The following is an 18,164-nucleotide window of genomic DNA, read 5'->3' on the forward strand; positions in this document are numbered from 1 at the left end:
CGGTGTTCCGACCAGGGTGTTTCCGCCTTAACCGGGAGAGACCACACCAGTGGCTGTCAAGATCAAGCTCAAGCGTATGGGGAAGATCCGTACGCCGCAGTACCGGATCATCGTGGCCGACGCGCGCACCAAGCGCGACGGAAAGGCGATCGAGGAGATCGGCAAGTACCACCCGAAGGAGGAGCCGAGCCTCATCGAGGTGGACTCCGAGCGGGTGCAGTACTGGTTGTCCGTGGGGGCCCAGCCCACCGGTCCGGTGCAGCACATCCTCAAGCTCACCGGCGACTGGCAGAAGTACAAGGGCCTGCCCGCCCCGAGCAAGCCGCTCAAGGTCGCCGAGCCCAAGGACAAGGAAGCCCAGGAGGCCGCCTTCCAGGCCGTGCTGAAGGAGCTCGTCCTGCCCGGCAGCGAGAACAAGGGCGGCAAGTCCAAGAAGGCCGACGAGAAGCCGGCCGAGAACACCGCGGAGAAGTCCGAGGGCGAGGCCTGACGTGCTGGAAGAGGCGCTGGAGCACCTCGTCAGGGGAATCGTTGAACACCCTGACGACGTCCACGTGCGGTCCCGCAGACTCCGCAAGGGCAAGGTGCTCGAAGTCCGGGTCCATCCCGACGACCTCGGAAAGGTGATCGGTCGCAACGGCCGTACCGCCAAGTCGCTGCGGACCGTCATCGGTTCGCTGGCCGGCGGCCGGTACGTCCGGGTCGACCTGCTGGACCTGAACGAGGTGCGCTGACTCGCGCCACGTGACACCGGAGCGGCCGGTGTCCCCGTCAGCGACGCGAGCGCGCGGACAGGGCGGTGCCCTGTCCGCGCGCTCGCTTTCCCGCATGCCCCTCGAACGGCGTGTCCAGCGGCGTCCGCCGCGACGCGCGACACGTGCCTAGGAGAAGATGTGCGTCTCGTCGTCGGCCGAATCGGCCGCCCGCACGGAGTCAGAGGCGAGGTGGCCGTCGAGGTGCGTACCGACGCGCCCGAGGAACGCTTCGTGGTGGGAAGGACGCTCGCCACCGACCCCGATGGCGTCGGACCGCTCACGATCACGGCGGTGCGGCGGCACGGCGACCGGCTGCTGGTGCGTTTCGCGGAGGTCGCCGACCGCACCGCGGCCGAGGAGCTGCGCGGAGTCTTCCTGGTGGTGGACTCCTCCGAGGTGCCCCCGTTGGACGATCCCGACGAGTTCCACGACCACGAGCTCATCGGCCTGCGGGTGGAGACCACCGCGGGCGAGGCCGTCGGCGAGATCGTGGACATCCTGCACCACGCCCAGGACACGCTGGTGATCACCGGTGAGGCGGGCACGGAGGTCCTCGTGCCGTTCGTGCGCGCCCTGGTGCCCGAGGTCGACACCGAGGCGGGCCGCGTCGTCATCGATCCGCCCCCGGGCCTGCTCGAACTCGGTCAGTAGCCGGAAAGGCCGCCACGTCCCATGCGCATCGACATCATCACGATCTTCCCCGACTACTTCGCCCCGCTCGACCTGTCCCTGATCGGCAAGGCCCGCCGGTCCGGACTGATCGACGTGCGCCTGCACGACCTGCGCCGGTGGACCTACGACCGGCACCACACCGTCGACGACACGCCGTACGGAGGCGGCCCCGGCATGGTGATGAAGCCGGAGCCCTGGGGGGAGGCGCTGGACGCGGTCACCGGCGACGCCGACGGCGCGACCCCCCGACTGGTCCTGCCGACGCCCAGCGGGCTGCCCTTCACCCAGCAGGACGCGGTCCGGCTGGCCGCGGAACCCTGGCTGGTCTTCGCCTGCGGGCGCTACGAGGGCATCGACGCGCGGGTCGCGGTGGACGCGGCGCGCAGAATGCCGGTCGAGGAGCTCAGCATCGGCGACTACGTGCTCAACGGGGGAGAGGCCGCGACCCTGGTGATGGTGGAGGCCGTCTCCCGCCTCCTGCCGGGAGTGCTCGGCAACGCGGAGTCCGTGGCGCAGGACTCCTTCGCCCCGGGGATGATGGACAACCTGGTGGAGGGGCCGGTCTACACCAAGCCCGCGGTCTGGCGCGGCCAGGAGGTGCCGCCCGTACTGCTGTCCGGACACCACGGCGCGGTGGACCGCTGGCGGCGCGACGAGGCGCTGCGCAAGACCGCCCGCAACCGCCCCGACCTGCTCGACCGTCTCGACCCCGACACTCTTGACCGGCGCGATCGCGAGGTCCTCGCGGAGGTGCGGTTGCAGGGGACGTCGGAATCTGTGGCAGACTAGGGAGGGTTGTCCCTGACCGTCGACTCGTGTCGGCGTTCCGCGCGCCCGGGTTTCATCGCAGACACCGGGTCCGGACCGACAGGGACGACGTATTCCACCCAGCAGATCCGCCCGCGCGAGCGCAACCCGTCGGCGCGGCGCGCTGTCGATGAGGAACCGCTGAGATGCACACCGCCATTCAGGAGCTTGAGAAGGCCCAGTTGCGCTCCGACGTGCCTGACTTCCGTCCGGGCGACACGCTGAACGTCCACGTTCGGGTCACCGAGGGCAACCGGACCCGTGTCCAGGTCTTCAAGGGCGTGGTGATCCGGCGGCAGGGGTCGGGAATCCGCGAGACCTTCACCGTCCGCAAGATCAGCTACGCCGTCGGAGTGGAGCGGACCTTCCCGGTGCACAGCCCGGTGCTTGAGAAGATCGAGGTCGCCGCCCGCGGCCGGGTCCGCCGCGCCAAGCTCTACTACCTGCGCAACCTGCGCGGCAAGGCCGCCCGCATCCGCGAGCGCCGCTGACCGTCCGGCCGACGCCGCGGTACGCGTCCACTCCGATCGCGGCGTCACTGCCGACAGAAGTCGTCGCGCTCGGCTAGGCTTCAGATCCGATGAGCAACGACGAACGGTCCGGCCAGGCCGGGAACGACGAAACAGACGACGCCGCCGACCGCCCCGACGAGGGCGATCCGGCCGGCGACCCTGGCTCCCCCGTGTCACCGCACGGGGGAGCCGGTGTGCTTTCCGAGGCAACGGCCGGGAAGCGCGACGACACCGCAGAGAATCCGGATGGCACCATGAGCGCGAAGAAGAAGGGCGAGGACAGCCAGGGGTCCTTCTGGAAGGAACTCCCCATACTGATCGTGGTCGCCCTGGTACTGGCGTTCGTCATCCAGAGGTGGGTGGTCCAGCCCTTCCACATCCCGTCCAGGTCGATGGAGGAGACCCTCCTCGTCGGGGACCGGGTGCTGGTCAACAAACTGGTCTACCAGTTCCGCGACATCGAACGCGGCGATGTCATCGTCTTCAACGGGGGAGGGAACTGGGACGAGGGCAGCGAGGTCGCGGTCGTCCCGGACGGCAACCCGATCTCCCGGTTCTTCACCTGGGTCGGCCAGCAGCTGGGTGCCGCCCCCACCGGCAAGGACTACATCAAACGGGTCATCGGCCTGCCCGGCGACACCGTCGAGTGCTGTGACGAGCAGAACCGGCTCATGGTGAACGGCGTGGCAGTGGACGAGGACTACCTCTACCCGGACAGCCTGGCCACCCACCAGGAGTTCGGTCCGGTCACCGTCCCCGAGGGGCACCTGTGGGTGATGGGCGACCACCGTGCCATCTCCTACGACTCGCGCATGCACCAGAGCGACAACGGGGGCGGCAGCATCCCGGAGGAGTCCGTGGTCGGCCACGCCTTCGTCATCGTCTGGCCGGTGGAGAACATCGGAACGCTCTCCTCCTCCGACGCGTTCGACGAGTTGCACGACGAGGCCGCGGACCAGGCCGCGGCGGCGGTCCCGCTGGCGCTGGGCGTGGCCGGAGCGGTCCCCCTCCACCTGCTCGGACGGAGCCTGGCACGTCGCTCGCGACGCGGTGGGGACCCGGGCATTGCCGGGAGCAGCCACGGGTAGTTGACACGTGCACCACTATGGTGCTGTGGGCGTGCTCCCGCTCGGCCGAGCGGGAGCACGGGCGTCCCGCCGCGTGACCGATAAAGGAGGTCGGGTCACCGCACTGGAACGGCACGACGAAAGCGAGCTGTGTGATGAGTTCTGAAGACCTGGAGAAGTACGAAGCCGAGATGGAGTTGCAGCTCTACCGCGAGTACCGGGACGTCGTGGGACTGTTCAGCTACGTGGTGGAGACCGAACGCCGCTTCTATCTCACCAACCATGTCGACCTGCAGCCGCGTTCCGCCGACAACGGCGAGATGTACTTCGAGGTCACGATGCAGGACGCCTGGGTCTGGGACATGTACCGGCCGGCCAGGTTCGTCAAGAACGTCCGCGTGGTGACCTTCAAGGACGTCAACGTGGAGGAGATCACCAAGGCCGACCTGGAGATCCCCCCGCACGGCTCCTCCGACTGAGCTGAGGGCGGCGTCCGTGGTCGGATGCCTCTCCCCCGGGTAGTGGCTGTCGGGAAACCGACCGCACGATCGGGGAGAGAGACAGTGGAAGAGCAGCAACCCGGCAGCGACGCGGCCCGGACCAACCAGGCCCGCACCGAACCCCTCCCCGCCAGCCCGGAGTCCCCCCGCGGGCAGGAGGCGGTGCGACGCAACGAAGAACTCGGAACCTCGGGGGCCGGAACCGGAGCGACGGCTCCCGGCCGGACCGGCCGACACGGCGAAGGGGCCCTTCCGTCGGCGGTCAGCGCGGGCACCCCGGCTGCCGAGGCCCCGCAGGACGCGCCCGGAGTCCAGGCGGCCCGAGCCGAACCGGGAAAGCCCTGGCGCGTCACCACCGTGGCCAACGCCGTGCACGGGAAACCCGACGGCGAGGTCGACACCCGCCCGGAGCCGCCCGCGAGCGGTCCGGAGAGCCCCTGAACGCACCGGGGAGCCCCGGCCCCCGGAGAAGGCCGGCCACGGGCTCCAGAAGGTTGTCCACAGCCCGGAAAAGCCCCTGCCGACACCCCGCCTCCATCCGCCACCGTGGATGCGGGAGGTGGTGCGCGTGCGCACACGGTCACGGTCGGCGGACCGGCGGCAGGAGTTGGGACGGCGCGGCGAGGAGCTCGCCGCGGACTATCTGACCCGGACGGGCCTGCGGGTCCTGCACCGCAACTGGCGGTGCCGGGCCGGTGAGGTCGACATCATCGCACGCCAGGGCCGGACCCTGGTCGTCGTCGAGGTCAAGACCCGCTCCGGAAGGCGTTTCGGCACTCCGACGGAGGCGGTGGACGAGGCCAAACGCGCCCGGCTGCGTGCCCTGGGGCACCGGTGGGCACGGGAGCACGGCCATCCCGCGCGGATCCGGGTCGACGTGCTGGGGCTGCTGGTCCTGCCCGGCGACCGGTGGTTCCTCCGCCACCAGCGGGGGGTGGCCTGACGATGGTGCTGGCGCGCACCCGCTCCGTCTCCCTGCTCGGGGTCGAGGGCTACGGCGTCGAGGTGGAGGCCCACATCGGCACCGGGAAAGCCGGGCTCACCCTGGTCGGCCTTCCCGACGCCGCGCTGCGCGAGGCCCGGGACCGGATCAGGGCCGCCGTCGTCAACAGCGGCGAGTACTGGCCCGAGACCCACATCACCGTCAGCCTGTCCCCGGCCAGTCTGCCCAAACGAGGCAGCGGATTCGACCTCAGCATCGCCGTGGCGATCCTCGCCGCCAGCGGCGTCGTCCCCGCCGACGAGGTCGGCGAGACCGCGTTCCTGGCCGAACTCAGCCTCGACGGCCGCACCCGCCCGGTCCACGGAGTGCTGCCCATGATGCTGGCCGAGACCCTGCGCGGCCGTCGTTCGTTCGTCGTCGCACGGGCCAACGCGGAGGAGGCCCGGCTCGTGGCCGGGGCCGACGTCCTGGCGGTGGGCTCCCTCGCCGAACTCGTCAGCCGGCTCAGGGGCGGCCACACCACCCCGGAACCCGCCCCCGAACCGGTCGCCCCCGTTGCGGCGGAACGGGAGGGCGCGGACCGGCCCCGCCCCGACCTCGCCGACGTCCTCGGCCAGCCCGTGGCCCGCAAGGCGGTGGAGATCGCCGCGGCGGGCGGACACAACCTGTTCCTGCTGGGGCCGCCGGGCACCGGCAAGAGCCTGCTGGCCGAACGGATGCCCACGATCATGCCCCGTCTCGACACCGACGAGGCTATCGAGGTCACCGCCATCCACTCGGTGGCGGGCACCCTGCCCCGCGACGAGCCGCTGATCACGCGGCCGCCCTTCTGCGCCCCCCACCACACCGCCACCCGCGCCGCCGTCATCGGCGGCGGCAGCGGCGTCCTGCGGCCCGGCGCGGTCAGCCTCGCCCACCGCGGACTGCTCTTCCTGGACGAGGCCCCCGAGTTCGCCCGGGGAGTGCTGGACTGTCTGCGGCAGCCACTGGAGAGCGGGGAGGTGGTGGTCGCCCGAGCCGCCGCCACCGCGCGTTTCCCCGCGCGGTTCCTGCTGGTCATGGCGGCCAACCCGTGCCCCTGCGGCAAGTCCGGAGCCAACTGCGTGTGCCCGTCGGCCGCACGGAGGCGCTACCTCGGCCGCCTCTCGGGGCCGCTGCTCGACCGGATCGACCTCAAGGTCGAACTCCAACCGGTGTCCCGGGCCGAACTCCTCGCCGACCGGGCTTTCGTGGAGTCCTCCGCAACCGTCGCCGTCCGGGTGGCCCAGGCGCGGGAACGCGCGGCCCACCGTCTGCGGGACACCCCCTGGTCCTGCAACGCGATGGTGCCCGGGGCGGAGCTGCGTCGCCGCTTCGCCCCGCAGCCGGAGGCGCTGCGCGTCCTGGGGGAGGCCATGGACCGCGGAGCGCTGAGCGCACGCGGCGCCGACCGCATCCTCAGACTGGCGTGGACTGTCGCCGACCTGGGCGGCAGGGACACGCCGACCCCCGACGACGTCGGATACGCGTTCGCCCTGTGGACGGGGGCCGCGCAGTGACCGCCGACGGGCCTCCCGCCGCGCCCCCCTCGGCCGAGGACGCGGCGGCTCGCGCCGGGCTGAGCGCGGTCGCCGAACCCGGGGACCCGGTCCTCGGCGCACTCCTGCGGACCCAGCCCGCCGCCCAGGTGTGGGCGGCGCTGCGCGCGGGCGCCCCGCTGGACGCGCCCGAGGGGTGTGCCGCCGCCCTCCAGGGCCGGCTGGAGCGGTGGCGTGCCCGCGCCCGTGGAACCGACGTCGACCGGATGCTCACACGGGCGGCCGAGTACGGGGCCAGGCTGGTGCTCCCCGGCGACCCCGAATGGCCCAGCCAACTCGACACGCTGGCCGAACGCCGCCCCCACGCGCTGTGGGTGCGCGGCGCCCACGACCTGCGCAACGCCTGCCTGCGCGCGGTCTCCGTGGTGGGGTCCCGGGCGGCCTCCGCCTACGGACTGCACGTGACCTCGGGACTGTCCCACACCCTCGCCGAACGCGGCTGGTGCGTGGTGTCGGGGGGCGCCTACGGCATCGACGGCGCGGCCCACCGGGGCGCGCTGGCCGGGGGCACGGCCACCGTGGCCGTGCTGGCCTGCGGTGTCGACGTGGGCTATCCGCGAGGGCACGAGCAGCTCTTCGCCGAGATCACCGGGCACGGGGTCCTGGTCAGTGAGCATCCGCCCGGCACCACCCCGACCCGCCACGCCTTCCTGGTGCGCAACCGGCTCATCGCCGCGCTCACCCCGGGGACCGTGGTGGTCGAGGCGGGACAGCGCAGCGGGGCCATGAACACCGCAGCCCACGCCCAGGAACTGGGCCGCACCCTGATGGCGGTGCCCGGACCGGTGACCTCGGCCCTGTCGGCGGGCTGCCACCGCCTGCTCCGCGACTACCAGGCGGTGTGCGTGACCAGCGCCCGCGACGTCATCGAACAGCTCAGCCCGGTCGGGACGGAGCCGCCGGCCGAGAGCGGCGTCCGGGTGGGCACGGAGCTTCTCGACGACACCGCCAGGCGGCTGCTGGACGCTCTCCCCGAACGGGGAAGCGCCGGTGTGGCGGTGGTCGCGGCGGCCGGCGGTCTGAGCCCCGACGCCGCGCTGCGGCACCTCGGCCTGCTCGCGGCGGCGGGGCACGTCGAGCGTACGGCGACGGGCTGGCGGCGCAGGACCTCCGATGAGCGCCGTTCCTGAGGGCAGGGAGATAGGGTGCCGATGTGAGCAAGAACTACAGTCCCGCCCGAATCGCTGAAGGACCGCTGATCTTCGTCTCCGGTCAGGTGCCCGAGGCCGCGGACGGCAGTGTGGCCGAGGGGGACGTCACCGAGCAGGCGCGACAGGTTCTGGCCAACATCGAAGCGGCCCTGGCACCCCACGGAGCCGACCTGCGGCACGTCGTCAAGTTCACCTACTACCTGCGCCACATCGCCGACCTTCCCGTGCTGCGCGCGGTTCTCGCCGAGCGGCTGGTCCACGAACCCCGTCCGGCGGCCACCCTGGTCGAGGTCAGCGGTCTGGTGGATCCCCGCTACCTGGTGGAGATCGATGCGGTGGCGGTCCGCCCCACGCCGTGACGGTGGAGAGCGGGAGGTGCCGGTCAGAACGCCCACCGGCTTCCTCCCGCGCCCCTGTCGGGGACGCTCGGTCCGCGACGGGAGAGCGGGGCACCGCCGCATCCCGGCGCCTCTGGTCACGCAAAGTCGCAGATCACCGACACAAAGGAACTTTTCCCCCGGGTGTGGCATCCGACCAGGGGGAACTGCTGATGACGCAGAGAGGATGCCATGGGGGAAAACAGGGAGAAACCGGACTCCGACGACGCGCGCGGGCACGAGGACGCCTCGTGCGAGGACGGTAAGGAGGCCGACAGAGCGTCCGGGGCACACGAGGAGCCGGTGGACTCCGCCGGGTCCCGACCGGACGCCTCCTCAGCGGCGGAGTCCGAGGGCGTCGATGAGACCCCCGCCGAAACGGAACAGGCACGACAGGAGCGGCCCGTCGCCCCCGGGGGCGGACCGGGGCAGCCCCAACAGCCCCCCTGGGCCGGGCCGCAGTACGGGGCACCGCCCCCGGGAGGCCACGGCCCCTGGCCCCGGCAGCACTGGGGCGCGCAGCCCCACCCCTCCCCCTATCCCCCCTATCCGCGGCCTCCCCGTCCCAGAAGGCCGCTGCCGTCCACTCCCGCCTGGCTGCCGGCCGCGGTGCTCGCCGCGGGAGCCGGCGCCGCGCTGTTCCTGCCGGTGAACGGTCCCGGCCTGGGAACACTCGTCGCCGGGATCGTAGCGGCCCTCTCCGTCGCCTCCGTGATCCGCGCCGGCTGGACCCCGTGGGCGCTCTGCTACGGGACCCTGGCCGCAATCCTGCTGAGCACCGTCGCCGTGCGCGCCGCCGACTGGGTCGTCACCGGCTCGCTGGCCGGAGCGTTCGCCCTGGCCTCCCTCGCCGTGGCCGTCCGGGCTCCCGAAGCCCGGGCGAACTGGCCGGGGACGCTGTACGGCGCCCTCGCGCTGCTGCGCAACCTGCCCGCCACGCCGCGGTTCCTCGCCGCCGCGCCGTCCCCGGGCGGAAACCGACGCGGCTGGCAGCCCGTCCTGATCGGTATCAGCGTGACGGCCCTGCTGCTCCTCGTCTTCGGCGGACTTCTCATGGCGGCCGACCCGGTCTTCGCCAGGATCATCCTCACCTACTTCGAGGGACTTCCCTTCAGGGGCACGATGTTCGTGCTGTTCGCCCTGGGAACCGGTGCGGCAGCCCTGACCGCACTGCGTCCGGCGCGAACGGAGCAGCCCGAGGGGGACGCCGCGAAGCGGCCGAAGCCGCGCACCCCGGTGCCGATGACGGCCTGGCTCCTGCCCCTGGGCGCGCTCAACCTGCTCTTCCTGTCCTTCATCGCGGTACAGGCGGCGACCCTGTTCGGCGGTGAGGAGTACGTGCAACGCGCCACCGACCTCACCTACGCCGAGTACGCCCGGCAGGGCTTCTTCCAGCTCCTCACGGTCGGTTTCCTCGTCCTGGGGGTCATCGCCGCGGTGTGCTGGCTGCTGCGTACCGTGCACGGCGGGGAGCGCCGGTTGCGCAACGCCCTGCTCGGCGTGCTCTGCCTGCTGACCCTGCTGCTGCTGGCCTCGGCGCTGAACCGGCTCGACCTGTACGCCGAGACGTTCGGGCTCACCCGGCTGCGCGTCCTGGCGGAAGCCGCCATCTGGTGGATCGGCGCGGTCTTCGTCCTCGTCGTCGTCGCGGGGGCGATCGACACGTTCGGCGGCAGGAGCGGATGGCTGCCCCGGGCCGTGGTCGCGCTGACCGGTGCGGGCCTGGCGCTGTTCGCCTACTCCGACCCCGACCTGCGGATCGCCGAGAGCCACGTGGATATGCCCGTCGCCAGGATCGACATGTTCTACCTGAACGGACTGTCCGACGACGCCGTGCCCGCGCTGGCGCGGATCGTCCAGCGGGCCGACTGCGCCTACATCCCGGAGGCGGACCGGATACAGCTGAGGGAGAGGCTGGACACGGGCACCTCCTGGACCGACTGGAACGCCTCCCGACGGCGGGCGGACGCCCTGCTGGAGGAGGCGCTGGACGACCCCGAGATCCTGACGGCCTTCGAGGAGTGCGGCGACTCCGCGGCGCTCGGGTGGCGCCCGCACACCCACCTCTACCGCTGACGCCCTACCCCACGGTGTGGTCCCCCGCCGCAGGGACTCTGCGACGGGGGACCGCAGCGCCCCGCCACCGCGGGCCGGCCCGCCCGATCCGAGGACGGGGTGTCTGCGTCCGGCGCGTGCCGGTTCCGTTCCGGGCGGAGGTCGGCGAAGCTGGACGCATGGCCGACACCGGTTGGACCCCCTTCGGGAACGCTTCCGTCGACGTCCTCTCCGACTTCGAGCGGTACCTGCGCGTCGAACTCGGCCGCTCACCCCACACGGTGCGCGCCTACCTCGCGGACGTGCGCGGCCTGCTGGGGCACCTGGAGCACGCGGGCGGCGGACGCACCGTGGCAGACCTCGACCTGGCGACGCTGCGCGGATGGCTGAGCGCGCTGCACGAGGCCGGAGCGAGCCGGGCCACCCTGGCGCGGCGGACCGCCGCGGTCCGGGTGTTCACCTCCTATCTGCACCGCACCGGGCTCCTGGACACCGATCCGGGACCGCGCCTGGCCGGCCCCCGACGGCGCCGCACACTGCCCGCGGTGCTGGACGAGGCCCAGGCCGCCGAGGTGTGCGCCGCGGCGGGGGGCGACGGGGAGTCGCCGCTCGCGCTGCGGCGCCGCGCGGTGGTGGAGGTCCTCTACGGCACCGGCATCCGCGTGGCGGAACTGTGCGGACTGGACCTGGACGACGTGGACCGGGAGCGGCGCACGGTGCGGGTGCTCGGCAAGGGGAACCGGGAACGGGTCGTCCCCGTCGGCGCACCCGCCCTGGAGGCGGTGGACCGCTGGCTGCGCACGGGACGCCCCAGGTGGGCCACGGCCGCCAGCGGCCGCGCGCTGTTCCTCGGGGCGCGCGGCGGCAGACTGGGGGTGCGTAGCGCACGCCGCGACGTCCACGACAGCACCGAGGCGGTGGCGCGCACCGGCCCGCACGGACTGCGGCACAGCGCCGCCACCCACCTGCTCAACGGCGGCGCCGACCTGCGCAGCGTCCAGGAGATCCTCGGGCACGCCTCGCTGGCCAGCACTCAGCTCTACACGCACGTCTCCGTCGAACGGCTGACCCGCGTCTACCACCAGGCCCACCCCCGGGCCTGACCGGTCCCGGGGCAGCGGCAGCAGCCGCACGGCCGCCTTCCCCAGCAGGGCGAGCGGGTCGAGGTAGTCGCGGCCGCGCAGCAGCCCCCAGTGCAGGCAGTGCCGCGGCGCGCAGTGCCGGGGGCGGGCGGGGAGCGTGCCGATCGCCTGCCCGGCGCGGACCTCCTCGCCGCGCCCGACCAGGGGAGCCGCCGGGAGGTAGGTGGTGCGCGTCGTGCCGTGCACGACGGTCACCACGGGGACGCCTCCCACGGTCCCGGCGAACCCCACCCGCCCCCATCCGGCGGCCAGCACGGTGTCGCCCGGGGCGGCGGCGAGGTCCACTCCGCGGTGGCCGGGAAGCCAGCGCTGTGCGGGCGGGTCGAACCCCCGCAGCACCGTGGGCGTCCCGGGCAGCGGCCAGGTCCACGGACCGGTGTCGGCACGGGCCGGCGGAACCGGGAGGACGGCGACCAGCAGGGACAGCAGGGACAGGACGGCGAGGACACGGAGTGGGGACGTCATGGACCCAGCGTCGCGGAGGCCGCCGGGACGTCGCCAGGTGACTTCCCCTCCTGTGGACGGCGCTCCCCGGGCGGCGGGTCCGGCGGAGCGGAAACACGCCCCGCCCGCCGGGCGGCTAGAATTCTTTGGGTGGTCCGTTGGCGGACCGCACATCACGCACGTCCCCGAGCCTCCCCGAGCGGAGGGGCCGGACTCACGGTCCGCGTCACGCCCGAGCGGCGGCGCGGCGGCCCGGTCGGGGCGTCAGGAACAACCGGAGGCGGGCGAACGCCCGCCGCACAAGGAGGGCCGAAGTCATGGCCACAGTCGTGACGATTCGCCAGTTGCTGGAGAGCGGCGTCCACTTCGGGCACCAGACCCGTCGCTGGAACCCGAAGATGAAGCGCTTCATCTTCACCGAGCGCAACGGCATCTACATCATCGACCTGCAGAAGTCGCTGTCCTACATCGACCGCGCCTACGAGTTCGTCAAGGAGACGGTCGCCCACGGCGGCACCATCCTGTTCGTCGGCACGAAGAAGCAGGCCCAGGAAGCCATCTACGAGCAGGCCCGCCGCGTCGGCATGCCGTACGTCAACCAGCGCTGGCTGGGCGGCATGCTCACCAACTTCTCCACCGTGCACAAGCGTCTGCAGCGCCTCAAGGAACTTGAGGAGATCGACTTCGAGGACGTCGCCTCCTCCGGCCGCACCAAGAAGGAGCTCCTCGGACTGCGGCGGGAGAAGGAGAAGCTGGAGCGCACCCTCGGCGGTATCCGCGACATGGCCCGCGTTCCCAGCGCGGTGTGGATCGTGGACACCAAGAAGGAGCACATCGCGATCAGCGAGGCCCGCAAGCTCAACATCCCGGTCGTGGCGATCCTCGACACCAACTGCGACCCCGACGAGGTCGACTACCCGATCCCGGGCAACGACGACGCGATCCGCAGCGTCAGCCTGCTGACCCGGGTGGTCGCCGACGCCGTCGCCGAGGGACTGATGATCCGCTCCGGCGGGGCGCCGGGCGAGGCGAAGGGCGCCGAGGAGCCGCTGGCCGAGTGGGAGCGCGAGCTCCTGGAGGGCAAGAGCGAGGCTTCGGACGAGCAGGCGACTCCTGCCGCCGAGGGCCAGGCCGCCGAGGCCAAGAACACCGAGGCCAAGAGCACTGAGGAAGCCTAGGCTCCTCCTCTCACAGTCCTTTCCATCCACACCGAGCGGATAGAGATACCGAAGCTATGGCGAACTACACCGCCGCCGACGTGAAGAGGCTGCGCGAGCTCACCGGCGCTGGCATGATGGCCTGCAAGAAGGCCCTGGAGGAGGCAGCCGGCGACTTCGACAAGGCCATCGAGGCCCTGCGGATCAAGGGCGCCAAGGACGTCGGCAAGCGTGCCGAGCGCACCGCGGCCAACGGCCTGGTCGCCCTGGCCCAGGACGGCGACACCTCCGCCGTCCTGCTGGAGCTCAACTGCGAGACCGACTTCGTCGCCAAGAACGAGAAGTTCCAGGCGCTGGCCGCCGACCTCGCCGCGTTCGTGGCGCGCACCAACCCCGGTGACGTGCCGTCGCTGCTCACCGCCGACTACGCCGACGGCAAGACCGTCGCCCAGGTGATCGAGGAGCACAGCGCGGTCATCGGCGAGAAGCTGGAGATCCGGCGCTTCGCCAAGGTCGAGGGCGCCTACGTGGCCAGCTACATGCACAAGTCCGACCCCGACCTGCCGCCCACCCTCGGGGTGCTGGTCGAGCTGGACAAGGCCGACGCCGAGGTCGCCAAGGACCTGGCGCAGCAGATCGCCGCCCTGGCGCCGAAGTACGTCGGCCGTGACGACGTGCCCGCCGAGGTCATCGAGAACGAGCGCCGCATCGCCGAGGCCACCGCCCGCGAGGAGGGCAAGCCCGAGCAGGCACTGCCCAAGATCGTCGAGGGCCGGGTCAATGGTTTCCTCAAGGATGTGACGCTGCTCGGTCAGCCGTTCGTCAAGGACAACAAGAAGACGGTCCAGAAGGTCGTCGACGAGGCCGGTGTGACCGTGCGCCGCTTCGTCCGCTTCAAGGTCGGTCAGGCCTAGAGCTTCTGCGATGATGGAGGTGTCGGGGCGACGTCCCCCGACACCTCCGTCAGATCTGGACGGTGTGTGAGCCTCCTGGACACCCAGCGGGTTCGCGCAGTACAACCACCGGCGGAACCAGAAGGGGGCCGATCTCCGTGCCGGACAACGAGGGACAGCACGTCGTGGCCAGGCGCGACGGTGGATGGAAGCGCGTGGTGCTCAAGCTGTCGGGGGAGGCGTTCGCAGGCGACGAGCAGCTCGGCATCTCTCCCAAGGTCGTCGGTTACATCGCCCAGGCGATCGCCGAGGCGGTCTCCAAGGGCATCCAGGTGGCCGTCGTCATCGGCGGCGGCAACATGTTCCGGGGCGCCGAACTGTCCCAGGACGGCATGGAACGCAGCCGTGCCGACTACATGGGCATGCTCGGCACCGTCATCAACTGCCTGGCGCTGCAGGACTTCCTGGAGCGGCTGGGAATCGAGACCCGGGTGCAGACCGCCATCCACATGAGCCAGGTCGCCGAGGCCTACATCCCGCGGCGCGCGATCCGGCACCTGGAGAAGGGCCGCGTCGTCATCTTCGGAGCGGGTCTCGGAGCGCCCTTCTTCTCCACCGACACCGCCGCCGCACAGCGGGCGCTGGAGATCGGCGCGCAGGCCGTGCTCAAGGGGACGCAGGTCGACGGGGTCTACGATTCCGATCCGCGTAAGAACCCTTCGGCGGTCAGGTTCGACCGTCTCGACTACAACGAAGTGCTCACCCGCGGCCTGAAGGTCATGGACGCCACAGCGGTGAGCCTGTGCATGGACAACGGTCTGCCGATCGTGGTCTTCGACCTGATGGGCCAGGGCAACATCCTCCGCGCGGTACAGGGGGAGAAGATCGGCACGATCGTGTGTCCTGCGGACGTCTGACCGGTCTGCCCAGTCCTCGTACTACTCCGGCAAAGCGACACACGGGAGTCCCGAAATGATCGAAGAGACCCTCCTCGAAGCAGAGGAGAAAATGGAGAAGGCCGTCCTCGTCACCAAGGAAGACTTCGCCTCGATCCGTACCGGGCGTCCCAGCCCAGCGACCTTCAGCCGGATCACCGTCGAGTACTACGGAGCGATGACCCCGGTCAACCAGCTCGCCTCGTTCCAGGTGCCCGAACCTCGCATGGTGGTCGTCTCCCCGTTCGACAAGGCGGCGATGCCGGCCATAGAGAAGGCGATCCGCGAGAGCGACCTGGGCGTCAACCCCACCAACGACGGCAACATCATCCGCGTGGTCTTCCCCGAGCTGTCGGAGGAGCGCCGCCGGGAGTACGTCAAGATCGTGCGGGGCAAGGCCGAGGACGGCAGGACGTCCATCCGCAACGTGCGCAGGCACGCCAAGGACGCCATCGACAAGGCCGTCAAAGCCGGTGAGATCGGAGAGGACGAGGGCCACCGCGCCCAGAAGGAGTTGGAGGCGCTCACCCACAAGTACGTCGCGGAGGTCGACGACCTGCTGAAGCACAAGGAAACAGAGCTGCTTGAGGTCTGATCCTTGTCCAACTCCGACTCCTTCGAGGGCGCGACGCCGGAGCGGGGTGGTGAGGACGCGCCCTCGTCCGACGGAACCGGGCGAGGGGCGAACAGCTCCACTGACTCCCACGAGAAGCGCTTCACCCTGCACAAACCCGGCGGTCAGCCCGTGCGTACCGGGCGCAACCTGCCCCTGGCCATCGCCAGCGGGCTGGCGCTGGGCGCGCTCGTCTACCTCGCGATCGTGCCGTATCCCCCCCTGTTCGTCCTCATCACCTCGGCCGCGGTGGTGCTGGGGGTGCGGGAGCTGCGGAGGGCCTTCGCCTCCCGGGACGTCCACCTGACGCTGGTCCCCGTCGTCGCCGGCGGCGTGGCCATGCAGGCCGCGGCCTTCTTCGGTGGCCCGCTCTGGCTGGTCGGGACGCTCGCGGTCGCGGCGATCCTGGGACTGGTGTGGCGGCTGCGCGGCGGGGCCGAGGGGTACGTCCAGGACTCCACGGCCACCCTGTTCACCCTGCTCTATCTGCCGCTGCTGTTGAGCACCTGGCTGCTGCTGCTCGCCGAGCCGGACGGCCGCTGGCGGCTCATCGCCTTCATCGTGGTGACGATCAGCAGCGACATCGGCGGCTACTTCGCGGGCATCCTGTTCGGCCGGCACAAGATGGCGCCGGTGATCAGCCCCAACAAGACGTGGGAGGGCTTCGCCGGGTCGGTCCTGAGCTGCATGGTCGCCGGTGCGCTCACCGTCGGCCTCATGCTGGACGGCCCCGTCTGGGCGGGACTGGTGCTCGGCGCCGCCGTGGTCCTCGCGGCGACCGTGGGCGACCTGATCGAGTCGCTCATCAAACGCGACTTCGGCCTCAAGGACATGGGCTCCTTCATGCCCGGCCACGGCGGACTGCTGGACCGGGTCGACTCGCTGCTCATCGCCGGGCCGGTGGCGTGGATCGTGCTGAGTCTGCTCGTCCCGGTCGCGGGCTGAACCGGGGCCCGTGGGGCCGCGCCACCTCCGTGCCGCGGCCCCGTCGCCCGTCTCCGCGGCGGTGCCGCCCCTCGGGGCTCACAGCCGCGCCGGGGGCTCCTCCAGCAGGCGCTGGCCGCAGATACGGCAGCGCAGCGCGTGCTTGGGGTTGGGCGCCCGGCAGGCCGTGCAGGAGACGGTGCCCAGCCCCTCGTCGATGGCGCGGGCCACGGAACCCAGCGGTTCGTCGGCGAGCGCCGTGTGGGCCGCGCACAGGCCCTCGCAGAACGGCACCACCTGGTCGGGGGAGAGCGTCACGGAACGGCCCGCCCGCGTGGTGATCCGGTAGCCGTCCCGCCCCTGGTCCTCGTGGAAGGTCAGCAGTCCCTCCTGCTGGGCCAGCCGGAGCAGGGTGCTCAGATAGGCGTGGGTGCCGCGTTCGAGCAAGGGAAACAACCGATCTTCCTTCCGTCCACGTGAGGTCAGGCAGGAAACCAGGCTAGACCGTGGGCTCAGCCCAGGATCCAACTGCGCCCCTCCGCGGCGAGTTTGGCGAGGAGGGTCTCGGTGTCGTGCTCCTTGGCGAAGAGGTGCTCGGGGCGGGTGATGGGGACCACCCACAGCCAGTTCACCGGGTCGCCGTGGAACGTCAGCCCCGACAGGTCGGGCGGGGGAGCCCAGTCGGGACCGGCCAGCACACCGGGGTCGGAGACCAGCAGCACCGCCGCGTGGTTGCCGCGCAGCGGGGAGTCCTCGTCGTTGTCCAGCCACTTGATGCTGTGGCCGGGACCGAACCAGGTGACCGCCCGCCACGGGAAGGTGCCCAGCCAACGGAAGATCCGTGCCGCCAGATGGGCCGGGGCGGTGGTCGCCAACGCCAGTTCGATGCGCGCGTAGGCGGAGGTGTCCGCCATGTAGCGGTCCAGGGTGGGCATCCGCTGGCCGCACATGCCCACGGTGCTCAGCACCGTGTAGGGCCGCTCCGGGGTGGGGGGCCGTTCGGAGACGCGGATCAGCGGGTCGTAGCCGTCGGAGACGTCCCAGTAGTGCCCGGTGGGCCCCACCTTTCTGAGGTGGTTGAACACCGAGCGCTGCACGCTGCGCCAGGCGCCGGGGGCGGCACGCCAGGACCAGTACGCCTCGGCGTGCACCACCCGGGGCCACAGCTGCGCCGCCACGTCGTCCAGGGCCCAGGCGTAGGCGCTGCGGCCGATCGCGTCGCGCGAGTAGCCGGGCAGGCCGCGGTCGGCCTCGGCCCATCCCGGGATGATCGCCAGCAGCCCCTCCTCGTCCAGCAGGGCGACCCCGTCGCCCTCCTCGAACCACACCACCCGCAGCCGGGAGGGGTCCAGGGGCGCGCGGCCCTGCGGGTGCTTGGTGTGGGCCGCGGGCATCAGCGGCGCCCGGCCCGCGTACAGGCCGGAGGGGTCGCTGCTCTCCGGCGCGATCTCGTGGTTGGCCAGCCATACCGGGACGCGCACCTGGCCGCGCGGGTCCAGTAGGTAGGCGGCGGTGGTGTGGGTGTCGTACTCGACGATGACCCGGCGACTGCGGTAGGGGCTGGTCTCGTCGAGGAGAACCTGGGTCGGGGCCACACACTCCTCCTCGTCACTCGGTCACCGCGCGAGGGCCTGCCTGCG

The 18,164-nt window shown here is 71.6% G+C and carries 21 protein-coding genes and 1 pseudogene; 19 read left to right on the plus strand and 3 right to left on the minus strand.

The window, feature by feature from the left end; all coding sequences use genetic code 11:
* Nucleotides 1–49 precede the first annotated feature (49 nt).
* The 14 genes from rpsP to FOF52_RS21470 all read left to right on the plus strand — a co-directional run bounded on the left by rpsP (nucleotide 50) and on the right by FOF52_RS21470 (nucleotide 11,519).
* Nucleotides 50–490 carry a 30S ribosomal protein S16 gene (gene rpsP / locus FOF52_RS21405; RefSeq protein ID WP_248591683.1) on the plus strand — a complete coding sequence of 147 codons (441 nt, stop codon included), beginning with the start codon at nucleotides 50–52 and terminating at the stop codon, nucleotides 488–490.
* Between the two features lies 1 nt (nucleotide 491).
* Complete coding sequence (locus FOF52_RS21410; RefSeq protein WP_248591684.1) at nucleotides 492–734, plus strand: RNA-binding protein; 243 nt, start codon at nucleotides 492–494, stop codon at nucleotides 732–734.
* A gap of 159 nt (nucleotides 735–893) precedes the next feature.
* Complete coding sequence (gene rimM / locus FOF52_RS21415; RefSeq protein WP_248591685.1) at nucleotides 894–1,406, plus strand: ribosome maturation factor RimM; 513 nt, start codon at nucleotides 894–896, stop codon at nucleotides 1,404–1,406.
* Between the two features lie 21 nt (nucleotides 1,407–1,427).
* A complete protein-coding gene (gene trmD, locus FOF52_RS21420; RefSeq protein WP_248591686.1) occupies nucleotides 1,428–2,216 on the plus strand; it encodes a tRNA (guanosine(37)-N1)-methyltransferase TrmD in 789 nt (262 codons plus the stop codon).
* A 164-nt stretch (nucleotides 2,217–2,380) separates the two neighbouring features.
* Entirely contained in the window at nucleotides 2,381–2,725 is a 345-nt protein-coding gene (gene rplS / locus FOF52_RS21425; RefSeq protein WP_248591687.1) for a 50S ribosomal protein L19, read from the plus strand.
* Between the two features lie 275 nt (nucleotides 2,726–3,000).
* A complete protein-coding gene (lepB, locus tag FOF52_RS21430; RefSeq protein WP_248591688.1) occupies nucleotides 3,001–3,834 on the plus strand; it encodes a signal peptidase I in 834 nt (277 codons plus the stop codon).
* 134 nt (nucleotides 3,835–3,968) lie between these two features.
* The gene (locus tag FOF52_RS21435; RefSeq protein ID WP_248591689.1) at nucleotides 3,969–4,292 is read left to right on the plus strand and encodes a DUF2469 domain-containing protein; all 324 of its coding nucleotides are present in this window, start codon (nucleotides 3,969–3,971) and stop codon (nucleotides 4,290–4,292) included.
* Between the two features lie 84 nt (nucleotides 4,293–4,376).
* Nucleotides 4,377–4,754 carry a hypothetical protein gene (locus FOF52_RS21440; RefSeq protein ID WP_248591690.1) on the plus strand — a complete coding sequence of 126 codons (378 nt, stop codon included), beginning with the start codon at nucleotides 4,377–4,379 and terminating at the stop codon, nucleotides 4,752–4,754.
* 127 nt (nucleotides 4,755–4,881) lie between these two features.
* The gene (locus FOF52_RS21445; protein WP_248591691.1) at nucleotides 4,882–5,256 is read left to right on the plus strand and encodes a YraN family protein; all 375 of its coding nucleotides are present in this window, start codon (nucleotides 4,882–4,884) and stop codon (nucleotides 5,254–5,256) included.
* 2 nt (nucleotides 5,257–5,258) lie between these two features.
* Nucleotides 5,259–6,794, plus strand: a complete 1,536-nt coding sequence (locus FOF52_RS21450) for a YifB family Mg chelatase-like AAA ATPase (RefSeq protein WP_248591692.1) — start codon at nucleotides 5,259–5,261, stop codon at nucleotides 6,792–6,794.
* Nucleotides 6,791–7,963, plus strand: coding sequence for a DNA-processing protein DprA (gene dprA / locus FOF52_RS21455; protein WP_248591693.1), 1,173 nt, complete (start codon nucleotides 6,791–6,793; stop codon nucleotides 7,961–7,963). The genes FOF52_RS21450 and dprA overlap by 4 nt, the downstream gene beginning before the upstream one ends.
* A 23-nt stretch (nucleotides 7,964–7,986) precedes the next feature.
* On the plus strand, nucleotides 7,987–8,343 hold the full coding sequence (locus tag FOF52_RS21460) for a RidA family protein (protein WP_248591694.1): 357 nt from the start codon (nucleotides 7,987–7,989) through the stop codon (nucleotides 8,341–8,343).
* Between the two features lie 210 nt (nucleotides 8,344–8,553).
* On the plus strand, nucleotides 8,554–10,437 hold the full coding sequence (locus tag FOF52_RS21465) for a DUF4153 domain-containing protein (RefSeq protein WP_248591695.1): 1,884 nt from the start codon (nucleotides 8,554–8,556) through the stop codon (nucleotides 10,435–10,437).
* Between the two features lie 158 nt (nucleotides 10,438–10,595).
* Nucleotides 10,596–11,519 (plus strand): tyrosine recombinase XerC, encoded by a 924-nt coding sequence (locus tag FOF52_RS21470; RefSeq protein WP_248591696.1) that lies wholly within the window; start codon nucleotides 10,596–10,598, stop codon nucleotides 11,517–11,519.
* Between the two features lie 66 nt (nucleotides 11,520–11,585).
* Here the strand turns inward: FOF52_RS21470 and FOF52_RS21475 are convergent.
* Nucleotides 11,586–12,176 (minus strand): annotated as a pseudogene (locus FOF52_RS21475) (peptidoglycan DD-metalloendopeptidase family protein); the annotation flags it as partial.
* A gap of 143 nt (nucleotides 12,177–12,319) precedes the next feature.
* Between FOF52_RS21475 and rpsB the strand changes: the two are divergent.
* The 5 genes from rpsB (at nucleotide 12,320) to FOF52_RS21500 (ending at nucleotide 16,545) form a co-directional block, all read left to right on the plus strand.
* A complete protein-coding gene (rpsB, locus tag FOF52_RS21480) occupies nucleotides 12,320–13,180 on the plus strand; it encodes a 30S ribosomal protein S2 (RefSeq protein ID WP_248591697.1) in 861 nt (286 codons plus the stop codon).
* A 56-nt stretch (nucleotides 13,181–13,236) separates the two neighbouring features.
* Nucleotides 13,237–14,073, plus strand: a complete 837-nt coding sequence (gene tsf / locus FOF52_RS21485) for a translation elongation factor Ts (protein ID WP_248591698.1) — start codon at nucleotides 13,237–13,239, stop codon at nucleotides 14,071–14,073.
* A gap of 137 nt (nucleotides 14,074–14,210) precedes the next feature.
* Nucleotides 14,211–14,969 (plus strand): UMP kinase, encoded by a 759-nt coding sequence (gene pyrH / locus FOF52_RS21490; protein WP_248591699.1) that lies wholly within the window; start codon nucleotides 14,211–14,213, stop codon nucleotides 14,967–14,969.
* 55 nt (nucleotides 14,970–15,024) lie between these two features.
* A complete protein-coding gene (gene frr, locus FOF52_RS21495; protein ID WP_248591700.1) occupies nucleotides 15,025–15,582 on the plus strand; it encodes a ribosome recycling factor in 558 nt (185 codons plus the stop codon).
* Between the two features lie 3 nt (nucleotides 15,583–15,585).
* Nucleotides 15,586–16,545: a phosphatidate cytidylyltransferase gene (locus tag FOF52_RS21500; RefSeq protein ID WP_425265510.1), complete on the plus strand. Its 960-nt coding sequence runs from the start codon at nucleotides 15,586–15,588 to the stop codon at nucleotides 16,543–16,545.
* Nucleotides 16,546–16,623: 78 nt separating this feature from the next.
* Here FOF52_RS21500 and FOF52_RS21505 read toward each other — a convergent pair whose 3' ends face one another.
* A complete protein-coding gene (locus FOF52_RS21505) occupies nucleotides 16,624–16,980 on the minus strand; it encodes a hypothetical protein (protein WP_248591701.1) in 357 nt (118 codons plus the stop codon).
* Between the two features lie 56 nt (nucleotides 16,981–17,036).
* Entirely contained in the window at nucleotides 17,037–18,119 is a 1,083-nt protein-coding gene (locus FOF52_RS21510) for a suppressor of fused domain protein (RefSeq protein WP_248591702.1), read from the minus strand.
* Between the last annotated feature and the right edge of the window lie 45 nt (nucleotides 18,120–18,164).

The sequence above is a fragment of the Thermobifida alba genome (assembly GCF_023208015.1).
GTDB lineage: Bacteria > Actinomycetota > Actinomycetes > Streptosporangiales > Streptosporangiaceae > Thermobifida > Thermobifida alba.